This window comes from Streptomyces sp. NPDC028722, from assembly GCF_040637655.1.
Lineage (GTDB): Bacteria > Actinomycetota > Actinomycetes > Streptomycetales > Streptomycetaceae > Streptomyces.
In genome coordinates this window covers 107,443-122,333 of record NZ_JBEZWU010000011.1, presented here as the reverse complement: position 1 = coordinate 122,333, position 14,891 = coordinate 107,443, and the positions used below count along the sequence as shown (strand labels likewise).

At 71.5% G+C, this 14,891-nt stretch carries 13 protein-coding genes; 6 read left to right on the top strand and 7 right to left on the bottom strand.

From position 1 onward, the window contains the following. Window positions 1–60: 60 nt before the first annotated feature. Window positions 61–519, top strand: coding sequence for a DUF485 domain-containing protein (locus AB0F03_RS19235; protein WP_361993074.1), 459 nt, complete (start codon window positions 61–63; stop codon window positions 517–519). Further along, window positions 516–2,132 (top strand): cation acetate symporter, encoded by a 1,617-nt coding sequence (locus AB0F03_RS19230; RefSeq protein ID WP_361993071.1) that lies wholly within the window; start codon window positions 516–518, stop codon window positions 2,130–2,132. Before AB0F03_RS19235 ends, AB0F03_RS19230 begins: the two co-directional genes overlap by 4 nt. Window positions 2,133–2,166: 34 nt before the next feature. Here the strand turns inward: AB0F03_RS19230 and AB0F03_RS19225 are convergent, their stop codons facing one another. Together AB0F03_RS19225 and AB0F03_RS19220 are read right to left on the bottom strand one after the other, a co-directional pair. Then, the gene (locus tag AB0F03_RS19225) at window positions 2,167–4,587 is read right to left on the bottom strand and encodes a SpoIIE family protein phosphatase (protein WP_361993068.1); all 2,421 of its coding nucleotides are present in this window, start codon (window positions 4,585–4,587) and stop codon (window positions 2,167–2,169) included. Window positions 4,588–4,825: 238 nt separating this feature from the next. Further along, complete coding sequence (locus AB0F03_RS19220; RefSeq protein ID WP_361993066.1) at window positions 4,826–5,998, bottom strand: helix-turn-helix domain-containing protein; 1,173 nt, start codon at window positions 5,996–5,998, stop codon at window positions 4,826–4,828. Window positions 5,999–6,226: 228 nt separating this feature from the next. Here AB0F03_RS19220 and AB0F03_RS19215 point away from each other — a divergent pair, with 228 nt between their 5' ends. Both AB0F03_RS19215 and AB0F03_RS19210 read left to right on the top strand, forming a co-directional pair. Continuing rightward, window positions 6,227–6,877 carry a carboxymuconolactone decarboxylase family protein gene (locus AB0F03_RS19215; RefSeq protein ID WP_361993063.1) on the top strand — a complete coding sequence of 217 codons (651 nt, stop codon included), beginning with the start codon at window positions 6,227–6,229 and terminating at the stop codon, window positions 6,875–6,877. Further along, on the top strand, window positions 6,870–7,679 hold the full coding sequence (locus tag AB0F03_RS19210; protein ID WP_361993060.1) for an SDR family oxidoreductase: 810 nt from the start codon (window positions 6,870–6,872) through the stop codon (window positions 7,677–7,679). The genes AB0F03_RS19215 and AB0F03_RS19210 overlap by 8 nt, the downstream gene beginning before the upstream one ends. Before the next feature lie 67 nt (window positions 7,680–7,746). On the opposite strand, the gene AB0F03_RS19205 is transcribed toward AB0F03_RS19210, so the two are convergent. The 5 genes from AB0F03_RS19205 to AB0F03_RS19185 are packed head-to-tail and all read right to left on the bottom strand — an operon-like array spanning window position 7,747 to window position 12,728. Beyond that, window positions 7,747–9,024 (bottom strand): ABC transporter substrate-binding protein, encoded by a 1,278-nt coding sequence (locus tag AB0F03_RS19205; protein WP_361993058.1) that lies wholly within the window; start codon window positions 9,022–9,024, stop codon window positions 7,747–7,749. Between the two features lie 5 nt (window positions 9,025–9,029). Next, window positions 9,030–10,286, bottom strand: a complete 1,257-nt coding sequence (locus AB0F03_RS19200; protein WP_361993055.1) for a branched-chain amino acid ABC transporter permease — start codon at window positions 10,284–10,286, stop codon at window positions 9,030–9,032. After that, on the bottom strand, window positions 10,283–11,164 hold the full coding sequence (locus AB0F03_RS19195) for a branched-chain amino acid ABC transporter permease (RefSeq protein ID WP_361993052.1): 882 nt from the start codon (window positions 11,162–11,164) through the stop codon (window positions 10,283–10,285). Before AB0F03_RS19195 ends, AB0F03_RS19200 begins: the two co-directional genes overlap by 4 nt. A gap of 5 nt (window positions 11,165–11,169) precedes the next feature. Further along, on the bottom strand, window positions 11,170–11,973 hold the full coding sequence (locus AB0F03_RS19190; RefSeq protein WP_361993050.1) for an ABC transporter ATP-binding protein: 804 nt from the start codon (window positions 11,971–11,973) through the stop codon (window positions 11,170–11,172). Next, window positions 11,970–12,728 (bottom strand): ABC transporter ATP-binding protein, encoded by a 759-nt coding sequence (locus tag AB0F03_RS19185; RefSeq protein WP_361993047.1) that lies wholly within the window; start codon window positions 12,726–12,728, stop codon window positions 11,970–11,972. The genes AB0F03_RS19190 and AB0F03_RS19185 overlap by 4 nt, the downstream gene beginning before the upstream one ends. Window positions 12,729–12,916: 188 nt before the next feature. On the opposite strand from AB0F03_RS19185, the gene AB0F03_RS19180 reads away from it, so the two are divergent. Together AB0F03_RS19180 and AB0F03_RS19175 are read left to right on the top strand one after the other, a co-directional pair. Beyond that, a complete protein-coding gene (locus AB0F03_RS19180; RefSeq protein ID WP_361993045.1) occupies window positions 12,917–14,212 on the top strand; it encodes a helix-turn-helix domain-containing protein in 1,296 nt (431 codons plus the stop codon). Further along, window positions 14,209–14,874: a TetR/AcrR family transcriptional regulator gene (locus AB0F03_RS19175; RefSeq protein WP_361993042.1), complete on the top strand. Its 666-nt coding sequence runs from the start codon at window positions 14,209–14,211 to the stop codon at window positions 14,872–14,874. Before AB0F03_RS19180 ends, AB0F03_RS19175 begins: the two co-directional genes overlap by 4 nt. Window positions 14,875–14,891 lie beyond the last annotated feature (17 nt).

The following is a 14,891-nucleotide window of genomic DNA, read 5'->3' as shown; positions in this document are numbered from 1 at the left end:
CGCCCGGACCCTTCTTCCCCGTTCACCTCGCGGATCCGATCCGTAGTGGAAGGCCAGGCGATGACGTACTCCCACGACAACCTGTACCCGCCGTCAGTACCGAGGGGATGGCCGCTGCCGCACCCCGAGCCCCAGTCGTACGGACACGACGCCCCGCGACACGCGTCGTACGGGCAGGCCGCTCGCAACGAGCCGTATGCGCACGAGACGCATCGGCGCGGCACCGACCTCGCCGCCCTGCGCTCGGCCTACCGTCTGCTCCGTCGGATTACCACGCTCGCCGCTCTCGGCTCCTTCGCGGTGTATGTGGTGCTGTCCTGCTGGGCGCCGGGCCTGATGGGGTCCAGGATCGCCGGGGAGCTGAGCCTGGGCATGACGCTGGGCGTCTTCCAACTCGTCGTCACCTTCGCGGCTGTCTTCTGGTACGGACGCAGTGCACGGCGCTCGGTGGATCCGCTGGCCCGCGCCGTCAGGGAGCCGGCCGGCCCCATGGGCCGGGACGCGGGGGTGGCGAGATGAACGACTTCAGCTCCGGGACGCAGGCAGCCGTCCTCGTCCTGTTCACCGCCCTGGTCACCGTCACGCTGCTGACGTGCGTGATGGCGGGCCCGGACCGCGACGATCTCACGAACTTCTACACCGGCTACCTGTCGCTCACCCCGCTCAAGAACGGCCTGGCCATCGCGGGCGACTACATCTCCGCGGCCACGGTGCTGAGCACCTCCGGCATCATCGCGCTGGCCGGGTACGACGGCTATGTGCTCGCGGTGAGCACCGCCCTGTCGCTGGTGGTGCTCATGTTCCTGATGGCCGAACCACTGCGCAACGCCGGCAGGTTCACCATGGGCGACGTGCTGGCCCGGACCATACCCGGGCGGGCCGTGCGTATCGCCGCCTGTCTGGTGACGCTTGCGGCGACCATGCCGTTCCTGGTCGTCCAGCTCTCCGGGGCCGGGTCGCTGCTCACCTTCATCCTGAACATCCCGCACTCGGGGGGCGCCAGGACGGCGTGCATCGTCATCGTCGGCAGCTTGATGATCATCTACGCGGCGCTCGGCGGCATGAGAGGCACCGCGCTCATGCAGATGATCAAGATCGTGCTCCTGCTCGGCACCAGTGCCGTCGTCGCCGCCCTGGTGCTGCGCCGTTTCGACTGGAGCCCCGGCGAGGTGCTCAGGGCCGCACAGCACGGCAGCGGCGCGGGCCCCGCCTTCCTCCGGCAGGGCCTACAGCTGGGCACCTCGGCCGTTGACCGGCTGGACTTCGCCGGTCTCCAGATCACCGTGGTCCTCGGCGTGGCCTGCCTGCCCCACATCACCATGCGTCTGTACTCCGCGCGGGACGTGCCGGCCGTACGCCGCTCCATGTCGTGGGCGGTCAGCACTGTCACCACCTTCTGCCTGCTCGTGATCATCATGGGTACGGGCGCAGCGGCGCTGGTGGGATCGCGGTACATCACCGCGGTCGATCCGCGCGGCAGCACCTCGGTGCTCATGCTGGCGCAGGCGCTCGGCGGGGACCCCGCCTCCGCGGGCGCGACGATTCTCTACTCGGCCGTGGCGGGCATGGTGTTCATCACCCTGCTGTCGTCGGTCGCCGGGATGACCCTGGCCGCCGCCTCGTCGCTCGCCCACGACCTGTTCGCCCATGCGGCGCGGCGGGGTCACGCCGAGCCGCGTACGGAGATGACGGTGGCGGCGTGGACGAGCGTGGCCGTGGGGACCGTCGCCGTCGCAGTCTCCACCCTGGTCAAGGACTGGGACGTCGGCGTGCTGACCACTCTGGCCATCTGCATAGGGGCATCAGCGGTGGCACCCGCGCTCACCTACTCCCTGTTCTGGCGCGGGTTCACGCGCACCGGTCTGCTCGCGGCCCTGTACGGCGGCGCGGCATGCGCACTGCTGCTGATGATCTTCTCCAAGGCCGTTTCGGGCACGCCGTCCGCCGTCTTCCCCCACGCCGACTTCCACCTGTTCCCCATGCAGTCCACCGGACTGGTCTCCGTCCCGTTCGGCTATCTGGCGGGCTGGCTGGGCAGCCGTCTGGACCACCGGCGCAACGCCACCGACAGCCGCGAGAGCCGGCGGCTGTACGAGGAAAGCGAGGCACGGCTGCTCGCCGCAGCGGAATGACCGCCGCGGCGGGGGCGGGCCAAGGCCTGGACGGTCACAGGCGTGGGCCGGCCAGTGGTTGTTCGGTCCACACCGTCTTGCCCTCACGGGTGTAGCGGGTGCCCCAGCGTTCCGTCATCTGGGCCACCAGGAACAGCCCGCGCCCGCCCTCGTCGGTGGTACGTGCGCGACGCAGGTGGGGTGACGTGTGGCTGGCGTCGCTGACCTCGCACACCAGACACCGTTCCCGGATCAGCCGCAGGGTCGCCGGGCCACTGGCGTACCGGTAGGCGTTGGTGACCAGTTCGCTGGCGATCAACTCGGTGGCGAACGCCAGATGCTCCAGACCCCATTCGGTCAGCTTGGCCGAGGTCAGTGCCCGGGCCCGAGCGGCGCTGGCGGGCTCCAGCGGCAGACACCAGGAGGCGACATTCCCCGGTGGCAGCAAGTGGGTGCGGGCGACCAGCAACGCGACGTCGTCGCTGGGCCGCTCGGGCACGAGCGAGTCGACCACCGCTTGGCATGTCCGTTCCAGCGCGTCCGCCGGGTGGGTGAGCGCCGCGGACAGCTTGGCCAGGGCGATGTCGGCATCGATGTGGCGTTCGCCGATGACTCCGTTGGTGTACAGGCACAGCAGGCTTCCGTCGGCCAGGTCGATCTCTCGGGCCTCGAAGGGCAGGCCGCCCAAGCCGAGCGGTGGGCCGGCGGGCAGGTCGAGCAGAGCCGCCTGTCCGTCCGGGGCGGTCACCACCGGCGGCGGGTGGCCGGCGCGGGCCATGGAGCACCCCCCGGAGACCGGGTCGTACACGGCGTACAGGCAGGTGGCGCCGACGACCTGCTCGCCCACAGGCCGTTCGCCGGCTGCTTCCTGTTCGGCCGCCAACAGGCCGACCAGGTCGTCCAGGCGGGAGAGGACCTCGTCGGGTTCGAGGTCGAGGCTGGCGAGCGTATGGACGGCGGTACGCAGCCGCCCCATGGTGGCGGCAGCATGAAGGCCGCGTCCCACCACGTCGCCGACGACGAGGGCGATCCGGGCCCCGGACAGGGGAATGACGTCGAACCAGTCGCCGCCCAGGCCCGGCGCCGCGCTGGCCGGCAGGTACCGCAGGGCCACCTCGACGGCCGACTGGTCCGGAACCACCCGGGGCAGAAGGCTGCTCTGCAAGGTGAACGCGGTCTGCTGCTGCTGGGTGAAGCGCCTGGCGTTGTCGATGGCGACGGCGGCGCGCGAGGCGAGTTCCTGGGCGAGGGTGAGATCGTCCGCCTCGAAGGGATCGGGACGGCGCGAACGCCACAGGGTCATCACGCCCAGCGCCAGGCCACGCGCGGCGAGAGGCACCACGATCAGCGAGTGGGCACCCAGGTCCGGGGCATGGGTGCCCCGGCGGCTCTCCGTCGAGAACCAGTCGGGCGAAAGGACCGGTTCCAGGACGGGCAGTCCTTCGACCAGGCATCTGCCCTGGGGCGTGTCGGGCGCGAACTCCACCGGCTCGCCATGCGGGTGGGGCGGGCCGGCTCGCTGGACACCGACGCTGCTGTCCCCCAGTCGTACCACGGGCCCTGCCAGGCCCCGCGCCAGTTCCTCACCGCGCGTCACCGGCTGAAGCAGATCCACTGACGCGTGGTCGGCGAGGTGCGGCACCATCACCTCGGCGAGTTCCCGGGCGGTCTCCGCCACGTCGAGGGTGGTGCCGATCCGGCTGCCGGCCTGGTCGAGGAGCGCGAGCCGGCGTTGGGCCCGATGGCGTTCGGTGATGTCCTCGATCAGCTCGGCCACGCCCAGGACGCGGCCGGCGGGATCCTCCATCCGGAAGGACGAGACCAGGGCGACCCGCTCTCGTGCCGGGTCCTGCTCCAGGCGGGCGAACTGCTCGGAGTAGACCAACGGTCTTCCGGTCTCGATCACCTGGCGCACCCGGTCCACGGCCTTGCGTGCGTCGTCGGGGAGGAGCATCTGTCCGGTGGGCAGCCCCCGGAAGTCCGCTGCCGGGAGGCCGGTGAAGCGTTCGATGGCCCGGTTGACCCGGAGAAGCCTGAGGTCGGGGCCGTGAACGACCAGGCCGATCGGGCACTGGCGGTACAACCCGTCGAGAACCGCGCGGTCCCTTTGCCACTCCAGGACGTCCACCGCGAGTGCCCCGGCGAGAAACCACTCACGGACCCGGTCATCGCGTGAGATCGCATGGGCTCTGATCCCCATCTCCACCAGCCGCCCGTCACGGTGGCGCACCCTGAGCACGCCGAACCAGCCACCCGCTCTCCTGCAGATCCCCGCGGCCTCCCTGACAGCCGGCAGATCACGAGAATCGACGAGGCCCTCGAACGCCGGACGACCGATCACGTCCGTGTCCGGATGGCCGAGAAGTTCCTGGGCCCGCCGGTTCCACCCGACCACGACCCCCCGGTCGTCGAGCACAGCCAAGGCGGCCAGGTGCAGCGCGAACGGATCGTCGTGGCTTTCACTGAGTTCCGTCATCCGCTTGTCCACGGCTGCACACCACCTCGTGTTCGGTCACCGACGTTCCGCCACGGGTCCCGACCGCGGCCGGTGACCGGCACGACGGTGCCCGGGGCGCTGGCTCGGCGTTCCCCCCAGCACGCTGACCCGCTGATGCCCTGTAAGCCTATGGAAACCCGGCGGGAAGGGCCGGTCTCGCCCGCCGCGTGGCACGGCGTGGCGTACGTGCTGCATGACGGCAGCCGCGGTGGCCCGCTCATGCCGGGCCTCCTGGAGGTGTCCGCAGCTCGCGCGCCGCCAGGGCCCAGCTGAGCTCCACCGCGGTGTCCGGAGCGTCCAGGCTGGTACCGGTCAGCTCCTCGAAACGGCGCAGCCGGTAGCGCACGGTGTTGACATGGACGTGTGCGCCGCGGGCGACCTCACGGATGCGCCGGCCCTTTTCCAGGTATCCCCGCACCGACTCCTCGATGAGCGCGCCGAACTCCCCCTCCGCCTCCAGTGGCCGCAGATAGCGGTCGAGCAGCAGCTCGGCGAGGTCCGGTTCGGCGACGACCGCCACCCGCCAGGAAAGGTCGCCCAGGTCGTACACGCCGCGCAGACCGTACGCACGGGCGGCTTCCAGCAGCCTGCCGGCGGCACGGAACGAGCGGTGCGCCGCGCCCAGGTCCGTCGGCGGGCCGAGCCCCGCCGTCACCTCCAGGTCACCGGTCTCCGGTTTCCCCTCGATGACTCCGACGACCGCCTCGTCCAGCACGGTGAGCAGTGCGCCTCGGCCGTTCCTGCGGCAGTCGGAGTCCAGGGCGCGTTCCAGCGCGTCCGGACCGACGTTGCCGTACGGGACAGCCCTGAGGGCCCGGTACGGCCGCGCCAGGTCCAGTCCGTAGATCGCCGCACCGCTGTGGATCTCCGCCGCGCTCAGCGTGCCGTGGAGCAGTCCACGCAGGAAGCCGGCGCGGCGGCGGGCGTCGAACAGGGCGGAGGCGACCTCCGCCTGCCGGTGGACGGCGGCGATCTGCAGGCTCGCTACGTCCGCCAGCTCCCACAGGCACTTGGTGCGGTCCACGATGAGGGCGGGGTCCAGCCCGGCTTCGGTCGCCTCGGCGATGAACAGATCCCGTATCGCGCTCAGCGCCCGGCGGAAGGCGCGGAGCCCGTCGCTGAGCGGCACGCCTCGGGAGACCCGGTCGCGGGCCACCTCGGCTTCGTCGAAGTCCTCCGGCGCGGGCACCGTCCCGTCGCGCAACACCGCGAGAGCCCGCTGGAAATGCCGATGCCAGATCTGGTCCAGGAGTTCCCGCGGGACGACGCGGTAGGACGGGATGTGGTCCGCCAGATCCGCGTGCAACCGCCCGCCCACCTGCCACTGTTGCGCGGCCATCGCGGCGATGAGCCGTTCGAGGGGAGCCGCCGCGCCCGGCTGTCCGGACATGTCGCTCACCTCCGCCCCTCCGGCACCGGCCGTTGTCCAACCGAACAATAAGCAACCCTCCGGCCTTGGCCACGGAGCCGTCGACGGCCCCCTGTCTGCGCAAGCACAGTGGCACGGCGGCGGAAGAGCCCGCATCGGTGCGCACGCAGCACCCACGCGGCACCGATCGACCGTGCTCAGCCCCGCCCTCGTACCACCGACCCACCCGGACGACCAGCGGAGACCACCATGACCGACGGGCACCATCACCCACCCCACCGCGCCGCCGCCGACACCGGCCCGCGCCTCGCGCCGCTGCCCGAGGACGGCTGGGACCCGTCCACCGGGGAGCTGCTCGCCCCGATTCCCCGCGACGCCGACGGCCACCTCGCCAACGTCTTCACCACCTTGGTGCGGCACCGCGGCCTCTTCCGGCACTTCCTGCCGTTCGGCACCTACCTGCTGCGCGACGGCCGGCTGCCGGACCGGACCCGGGAACTGCTGATCCTGCGCACCGCGTACAACACCCGGGCCGGCTATGAATGGGGGCGGCACGTTCCCCTGGCCAGGGCGGCCGGGGTCACCGGCGAGGAGATCCAGCGGGTCGGCGCGGGCCCGGACGCACCGGGGTGGACACCGGCCGACACCGGGCTGCTGCGCGCCGCCGACGAACTGCACCGCGACGCATGCCTGTCCGCGGCCACCTGGTCGGCGCTCACCGCCGACCACGACGAGGCACAGCTGATCGAGATCACCATGCTCGTCGGTCAGTACCACATGGTCGCGTTCTTCCTGAACTCCGCCGGTACGCCGCTCGAGCCCGGCTACGAAACGGAAACTCTGCCCGCGCCCACCAGGGCGGGCGTGGACGCGGCGGACGGGACACCCGGCGATGCCTGAGCCCCGGCACCCGGCGACCCACCCGGTCGGCCTCCTGACCGGCCGTAACGTGCTGATCATCGGCGCGGGTACCCGTCCCGGCGACGATCCGCAGGCCCCGGTGGGCAACGGGCGGGCGGTGGCCGTGCTCGCCGCCCGCGAGGGAGCCTCCGTGGCCTGCGCCGACATCTCCCCCTCCGCCGCGGCGGCCACCGCCGCCCTGGTCGGGGAGGAGGGCGCCCACGGCCTCCCCGTCGTCGGTGACGCCACGGATCCCGGCCGGTCCTCGGCCATGGTCGCCGAGGCCGTCCACGAACTCGGCGCGCTCGACGCGATAGTCGTCAACGTCGGCATCGGCCTCGGCACGGGCCTCGCGGACACCACACCGCAGCAGTGGCAACGCGTGCTGTCGGTCAACCTGAGCGCCCCCTTCTTCGCCGCCAAGTACGGGCTGCCCGCAATCGCCGACGGTGGTTCGATCGTCTTCATCGGTTCGGTGGCCGGACTGCGCGCGGCCACCGACTCACCCGCCTACGACAGCTCCAAGGCAGGCCTGTTCGGTCTCACCCGCCATGTCGCCAAGGAGGGTGCGCCGCGCGGGATTCGCGCCAACCTGGTCGTCCCCGGCCTGATCGACACCCCGATGGGCCGCGAGGCCTCGGCCAGGCGGGCCTCGCGTTCCACCTCGTTCACCCGCATTCCGCTCGGCCGCCAGGGCACCGCGTGGGAGGTGGCCGAAGCCGTCACCTTCCTGCTCTCCGACCGCGCCTCCTACATCACCGGGCAGAGCCTGGTGGTGGACGGAGGGCTGAACGCCGTCTGAGAAGGCGTCACCGGGGCGAGGACGGTCCCAGGGGTCGAGGAATCGACCGGGACCGCCCCCGCCGGGCTCACTTCGCCAGCGGGCCGAACTCCTTGCGGGTGTCCACCGGCTTGCCGAACAGCTGCCACCGCTCGCCCTTGAACCGCATCAGCTGCATCGTCTCGAGCGGGAAGGCGTCGCCGCTGCCCGTGGACATGGTGACCTTGGGCAGCAGCAGGCCCACCTTCACGTTCTTCAGGTTGCGCACCGCGTCCCGCAGTCCTTCCCTGGTCGGGCACTTCATCGCGTCCAGGGCCTGGTGCAGGCTGGAGGCGACGGCCCAGCCATAGGCGTTGAACTGGTTGGCCGGGTCGGCGTCGGGGGCGTACTTGTGCAGGGCGCTGGTGTAGGTCTTCATCGCGGGGTCGTTCGCCCACTGCGGGTCGGCGGGGTCCTTGAAGTAGGTCGCCGAGACCACGCCCTGGACGTTCTTGAACCCGACGGGCTTCAGCACGGCGGCGGACGAGGCCACGTTGTTCACGAGGTGCAGGGGGTTCCACTTCGTGTTCTTGGCGTCGGCTGCGAGGGCCTGGCTGCCGAACTTGGGAGTGGTGACGTCCAGCAGCACGTCCGCCTCGGAGCGAGCGAGGTTCGCCATCTGTGCCGACACGGAAGGGTCGGTGACCTCGTAGCTCTCCTGGGCGACCACCTTGACACCGCTGCCGGCGACGGCCTTCTTGAACCCGCCGAGCAGGTCCTTGCCGAAGTCGTCGTTCTGGTAGAGAACCGCGACCTTGGCCTTGGGCTTCGCGTCCTTGAGGTACTTGGCGTACACCCGTGCCTCGGCCACGTAGTTGGGCTGCCAGCCGATGGTCCAGGGGTGCTTGTCGTCCGTGCCCCAGAGGGAGGCGCCCGTGGCGACGAAGGGCTGCGGCACCTTCTGCTTGTCGAGGTAGTCCCACACGGCTGCCGTGGACGGGGTGCCCAGAGTTTGGAACACCGCGAAGACCTTCTCCTGCTCGACGAGTCTGCGGGCTTCCTCGACCGCCTTCGGCGGCTGGTAGCCGTCGTCGCGGACGACGAACTCCACCTTGCGGCCGTCTATGCCGCCCTTGTCGTTGACGTACTTGAAGTAGGCGGCCACGCCCTTGCTGATCGTGCCGTACGCGGAGGCAGGTCCCGACAGCGGGTAGATCCCGCCGAGCTTGATGCGCTTGTCGGTGATGCCCGTGGTCTGCTGGCCCTTGCAGGCACCGTCGGCGGTGGTGTCCTGACTGTCCTGCCCTCGCCGGCTGCTGCAGGCGGTGGCGGTGAGCAGGACGGCGGCAGCGGCAGCGGCCGCCCGCAGAGCGGTGGTCTTGCGCATGTGATTCATTCCTTTTCCGTGCGGGGCGGAGCGCCCACGGGTTCGGCGTCGACAAGTGCGGGGTGCGCGGGGGTGAGGGGCGCGGAGGGCCCGGATTCGGCGGGAGGTCTCGGCTCTGCTTCGGGCCCGGATTCGGCCTCCGGCTTCGGCTCCACGTCGGCCGCAGATACAGCTTCCGGCTTTGGGTCCGCGTCGGGCGCGGATTCGGCCTCCGGCTTCGGGTCCGCGTCAGGCGCGGATCCGGTCTCCGGGGTTCGGTCGAGGGCGGCGGTGGTGCGGGGCAGGCGGCGGGTGACGGCGCCCAGGACACGGCTCGGCAGACCGGCCAGTCCCGTCGGGGCAACCAACATCACCGCGATGATCAGCAGGCCGAACACCACTCCCGGTGCCGCCTCGCTGAGGTCCTGGGACACGCTCGGCACGTACATCACGAACGCCGCCCCCAGCAGGGGCCCGTACAGCGAGGCCAGCCCCCCGACCACCAGGCCGGCCAACAGGGTGATGGACAGGACGAAGCTGAAGGAGTCGGGCGAGACGAAGCCGATCACCCAGGTGTACAGGCACCCGCCGACACCCGCGAACATCGCGCTCCACGCGAAGGCGAGGGTCTTGTGCAGCGACAGCCGTACGCCCATGACCTCGGCGGCGCTCTCGTTGTCCCGTACGGCGAGCAGTGCCCGGCCGACCCGGGACCGCAGCAGGTTGCGGGCGAGCAGCAGGGCCACCGCGGTGACGGCGAGGACGACGAAATACATCCACTGGTCCTCGGCCAGCCCGCTCCACGCCGGCGGCTGCAGCTTGTCCACGGTCAGGCCCATGGAGCCGCCCGTCACCGGTTCGAGCCGCTTGAGCAAGGGCGGCAGGAACACCGCGAAGGAGAGGGTGACCAGGGCCAGGTAGAGCCCGCGCAGCCGCAGGGCGGGCACTCCGAACACCAGGCCCAGCAGGAAGCATCCGGCGGCCGCTACCGGCAGCGTGGCCAGGTGGCCGGTGTCGTACCGGTCGAGCATGACCGCCGCCGTGTACGCGCCCGCCGCGAAGAACGCGCCGTGCCCGAGCGAGATCTGTCCGCCGAAGCCGACCAGCAGGTTCAGGCCGGCCAGCGCCACGGCATACAGGAGCACCATGGTCAGCTGGAAGACCTGGAAGGGGGCGAAGTAGAACGGAGCGCCGCCGGCGACGGCTGCCGCGAGCAGCATGGTGAGGGCGGCCCGCAGCCGGCGGGCCCGGTCCGTGCCGAGTGCCGCTGTGATGGTGTTCATGCGCGCTCCACCGCCGCCCGTCCGAAGAGGCCCTGGGGCCGCACCAGCAGCACGGCCAGGATGATCACCAGCGGTACGCCCACCTTCAGGTCCTCACCGATCACGTCCACGTACGCCCCGGTCAGCGTCTCGGCGACGCCCACGCACAGGCCTCCGACGACCGCGCCGACGGGGCTGTCGAAGCCTCCGAGGGTGGCCGCGGCGAACGCGTAGATCAGCACCCCGCCCATCATGTTGGGCTCCAGGAACAGCACCGGGGCGACGAGCACGCCCGACACCGCGCCGACCGTCGCGGCCAGCCCCCAGCCGAGCATCAGCACCCGGCCGACCCGGATGCCCGACAGCCGGGCGGAGGCCGGATTGCAGGCGACCGCCCGCATCACCAGGCCGATGGAGGTGTGCTGGAACAGCACGTACAGCAGGCCCATCACGACGGCCACGACGCCGATGATCCCGAGCGTCGACCAGTCCATGCGCACCCCGGCCAGGTCGAGGCCGCCGTCGGGGAAGGGCTGCGGGAAGTCCTTCACGGTGAACGACCAGATCAGGCCGGCCATCGCGTTGACGAAGATGAACAGGCCGACCGTGACGATGACGACCGTCAGCTCGGGTGCGCCCTGCACGGGGCGGATGACGATCCGTTCGACCAGCATGCCGCCGACGAAGGACACCGCGAGGGTGACCGGCAGCGCCAGCCAGAACGGCATCCCGGACGCCACCAGCTGCCAGGCCACGTACGTCGAGAGCATGGCCAGCTCGCCCTGCGCGAAGTTGACGATCCCCGTGAACCGGTGAATCAGCACCAAGGACAGCGCCAGGCTGGCGTACACCGCCCCGGCGCCCAGTCCTTCCACCACTTGCTGGAGAAGATCGGTCACGGTGCTCACCCGGCCTTCCGGGAGTGGACGGAGACACCGAGGTACACCTCGGCGACCTGCCCGTCCTCGCGGATCTGCGCGGCCGGCCCGGACAGGACCAGGCGGCCCGCCTCCAGTACGTGCCCCCGGTGCGCGATGTCCAGCGCCAGCCGGGCGTTCTGCTCGACGACGACCACGGTGGTGCGTTCCTCCTCGTTGACGGCACGGACGATCTCGAACAGCTCGCGCGTGACCAGGGGTGCGAGTCCCAGGGACGGTTCGTCCAGGAGCAGCAGCGAGGGCCGCAGCATCAGCGCCCTGCCGATGGCGAGCATCTGCTGTTCCCCGCCGCTGAGGCTGCCGGCGGCCTGTCGCGACCGCTGGCGCAGTTTGGGGAAGTAGTCGTAGATCCGCTCCAGGTCGGCCGCCACGGCCGCACGCTCGGCGCGGCGCCGCCGGGGGCCGGTGCGCAGATGGGCGCCGATGCGCAGGTTCTCCTCGACGGTCAGGTCGTTGAAGGTGCCCCGGCCCTCGGGCACATGCGCCACGCCGAACCTGGCGGCCTGTTCGGGCGGGCGGCCCAGCAGTTCCGTGCCGTTCAGGGTGACCGAGCCGCGGCCGCGGACCATGCCGCACAGCGCCCGCAGCGTCGTGGTCTTGCCGGCGCCGTTGGGCCCGAGGATCGCGCACACCTCACCGCGGCCCACCGAGAAGTCGAGACCCTGCAGCACGCGGGCCTGGCCGTATCCGGCGTGCAGGCCGGAGACCCTCAGGAAGTCCGGCTCCGCACTCGCCGCGACCTCGGCGCGGTCGATGGTGGGCTCGCTCATGCAGCCACCCCCAGATACGCCTCGACAACCGCCGCGTCCCGCTGGATCTCCTCCGGGGAGCCCTCGGCGATCTTGCGGCCGAAGTCGAGGCAGATCACCTTGTCGCACAGGCCCATCACGAACCCCATGTGGTGTTCGACCACCACGAGCGTGAGGGCGAATTCCTGGCGCACCGAGCGGACCAGATCCGCGAATTGGTCGACCTCGCCGTGGCTGAGCCCGTTGACGGGTTCGTCGAGCAGCAGCAGCCGGGGCCGTACCGCGAGCGCCCGGGCGAGTTCGACGCGTTTGAGCGTGCCGAACGGCAGCCCGGAGGCGGGATGGTCGGCGACGTCCGCCAGCCCGAGCCGTCGTAGCAGGTCGTCCGCCTGGTCACGTAGTTCTCTTTCCTCCCGCCGGACGCGGGGCAGCCGGAGCGCCGCGGCGAGGTGTCCGGTGCGCCCCCGGCTGTGGGCGCCGACCATGACGTTCTCCCGGACCGTGAGCCGCGGGAACAGGCCGAGGTTCTGGAAGGTGCGGGCGATACCGCGCCCGGCCACGGCGTGGGGAGGGAGGGCGAGCAGGTCCTCGTCCTCGAACCGCACCTCTCCCCCGTCGGGAGTGCAGCGCCTGGTCAGGCAGTTGAACAAGGTGGTCTTGCCGGCTCCGTTCGGCCCGATGAGCCCTACGGCGGTGCCCGGCTCGACGGTGAACGCGACACCGTCCAGTGCCGCGATTCCGCCGAAGCGCACGGTGATACCGTCGACCGCGAGCATGAGTGACGCCCCTTCCGAGGTGCTGGGGGGTGGGCGAGCGTCACAGTAGGTGGGGGCGTTCGGGGCGCACATTGGGTGTGAGCACCCAACTTCCCGGTCGCCGAACTGTGCGCAGCGCACAGGTGGCGGGGCATGTCTCACGCCGAGCCTGTTGACGGCGCACGAGGCGGACGGCGACGATCGGCGCCATGCCTCGCGGTCCTGCCCAGGACACCCCTCGACTCTCCGAACCGCTCCGCCGGGAGCGGCGGCGGATCCTGCACGCCGTCCACGACCGGGTCGAGGACGTGGCGGAGACCGCCGTCGCTGTGATGCGCGCGGAGATCCCGTCGTACGCGCTGCAGGACGAGCGGTTCTTCGACGAGGTACGGGAGCAGGTGCTCGAGCACTACCGGATGCAGCTGGCGGCGCTGGCAGGCGACCGCGACATCTCTCCCGAAGACCTGGTCTTCAGCCGGGCGGCGGCGATGCGCCGGGCGCGCGGGGGGTTCGCCCTGGAGGACTGGATCAGTGCCTTCCGGGTCGGCCGGCAGGTGATGTGGGACGCGCTCCTCGACTGCGCGGGCACGTCCGCCGAAGCCCAGCAGGCCGCGCTGTCCCTCGTCACCCCGCTGATGCGGTACGTCGACTACGCCAGCACCCATGCCGCGCAGGCGTACGTCGAGTACCAGCAGCACATGGTGGCGGACGCGGACCGGGAGCGGCGGGATCTCCTGGACCAGCTCCTGGCCGGCGTGGCACCGACACGCGGTCCGCTCTCCGCGGCGGCGCAGGCGTACGGCATCGGACCACGCTCGCCGATGATGGCGGTCGTGGCGGTGTGCGTCGGCGACACGCGCACCGGGGACCTCACCTGGGCCGAGAACGGGTATGCCACCAGCGCGTCGATCAGCGTCGCCGGGCCCTGGGCCGGCCGGACCCTGGTCGTCGTGCGCCACGAAGAGGTGGTGGCCGTACCCGTGGTCCGGGCCGGCATGAACGCGGAGGACATCTGCGCCCACTTCGAGGCCGTGCAGCGGCGACTCGCGCGGGAGGGGACCCTGCTCTCCATGGGGATCAGCACGGTCGCCCGGGGGGCGTCCGAACTGCCGCGCGCCTACGAGGAGTCGCGGGCCGCCCTCGACCTGGTGCCGGGCGGGGGCGGGGTGGCCGCGCTGCCGAGGCTGTCGCCGTTCGACTACCTGGCGCTGCGCGCCGACGACCTCGCCCGTCAGCTGGTCGACCCCCGAGTGCGTGCGCTGCTGGAGGAGGACCGCAGACGCGGCGACACGCTCGCCGCCACCATACAGGCGTTCGCGGAGGCGGACCTCAATCTGCGGCTGGCCGCCGAGCGGCTGCGGGTGCACCACAACACGGCGCACTACCGGTTGCGCCGGATCGAGGAACGCACCGGCCGCAATCCGCGCCGGATCGCCGACCTCCTGGAACTGCTGGTCGCCCTCGCCATCCGCGACGGGGCCGGGGAAGGTGAGGATCGCCGGTGAGCGGCATCGTGGAGTCCGCCGGGACCGGGGCGGCACGTCAGCGGCCGGACACGCAGGGAGGCACGGGACCCTCGGAGGACCACGCCGGTCAGGACCGTTCGATCCGGCGCGCGCTACTGGACGCCGCGCTGGAGGTGTTCACCGAGCGCGGTTACCCCGACGCCGGTCTCACCGAGATCGCGGCGCGCGCCGGCATCCCCGTGGGCAGCCTCTTCCAGCACTACGGCGGGAAACGAGGGCTTTACCTCGCCCTCTGGGAGGAGTTCCGGGAGGAGCAGGAGCGCCGGACGGCGGCCACGCTGGCCTCCGCGCGCAGCCGCGGGGTGGACGACCCCATCGCCCTCTTCGTGGCGGGAGCCAGGGCGTACCTGGAGGGTGCCTGGAACAACCGGAGGCTCGGCAGACTCCTGGTGGAGGACGACGGCCCCGCGGGCTTCGACGCGCTGCGCCGCCAGTGGGACCGCGCATGGGTACGGCGCAACGCGCGGCTGCTGGAGGTGGACGAGCGGCGACGCGCCGGCCGGGTCCGGGTGAGCGTGCTGACCACCGTCATCGGAGGGGCGGCGCGCGAGTTGGGCGACTGCGGGGACGAGACGGAGGCCCGCGAGATCGTGGACGAGGTGTGCGGCATCCTGATCCACCTGTCACGACCGCCCGGCTGAAACGCCCGCCCTACCGG

Excerpts from the sequence above, each read along its gene's own strand:
- AB0F03_RS19235 (WP_361993074.1), top strand. The coding sequence starts at position 61 with ATGACGTACTCCCACGACAACCTGTACCCGCCGTCAGTACCGAGGGGA.
- AB0F03_RS19230 (WP_361993071.1), top strand. The coding sequence starts at position 516 with ATGAACGACTTCAGCTCCGGGACGCAGGCAGCCGTCCTCGTCCTGTTC.
- AB0F03_RS19225 (WP_361993068.1), bottom strand. The coding sequence starts at position 4,587 with ATGACGGAACTCAGTGAAAGCCACGACGATCCGTTCGCGCTGCACCTG.
- AB0F03_RS19220 (WP_361993066.1), bottom strand. The coding sequence starts at position 5,998 with ATGTCCGGACAGCCGGGCGCGGCGGCTCCCCTCGAACGGCTCATCGCC.
- AB0F03_RS19215 (WP_361993063.1), top strand. The coding sequence starts at position 6,227 with ATGACCGACGGGCACCATCACCCACCCCACCGCGCCGCCGCCGACACC.
- AB0F03_RS19210 (WP_361993060.1), top strand. The coding sequence starts at position 6,870 with ATGCCTGAGCCCCGGCACCCGGCGACCCACCCGGTCGGCCTCCTGACC.
- AB0F03_RS19205 (WP_361993058.1), bottom strand. The coding sequence starts at position 9,024 with ATGCGCAAGACCACCGCTCTGCGGGCGGCCGCTGCCGCTGCCGCCGTC.
- AB0F03_RS19200 (WP_361993055.1), bottom strand. The coding sequence starts at position 10,286 with ATGAACACCATCACAGCGGCACTCGGCACGGACCGGGCCCGCCGGCTG.
- AB0F03_RS19190 (WP_361993050.1), bottom strand. The coding sequence starts at position 11,973 with ATGAGCGAGCCCACCATCGACCGCGCCGAGGTCGCGGCGAGTGCGGAG.
- AB0F03_RS19185 (WP_361993047.1), bottom strand. The coding sequence starts at position 12,728 with ATGCTCGCGGTCGACGGTATCACCGTGCGCTTCGGCGGAATCGCGGCA.
- AB0F03_RS19180 (WP_361993045.1), top strand. The coding sequence starts at position 12,917 with ATGCCTCGCGGTCCTGCCCAGGACACCCCTCGACTCTCCGAACCGCTC.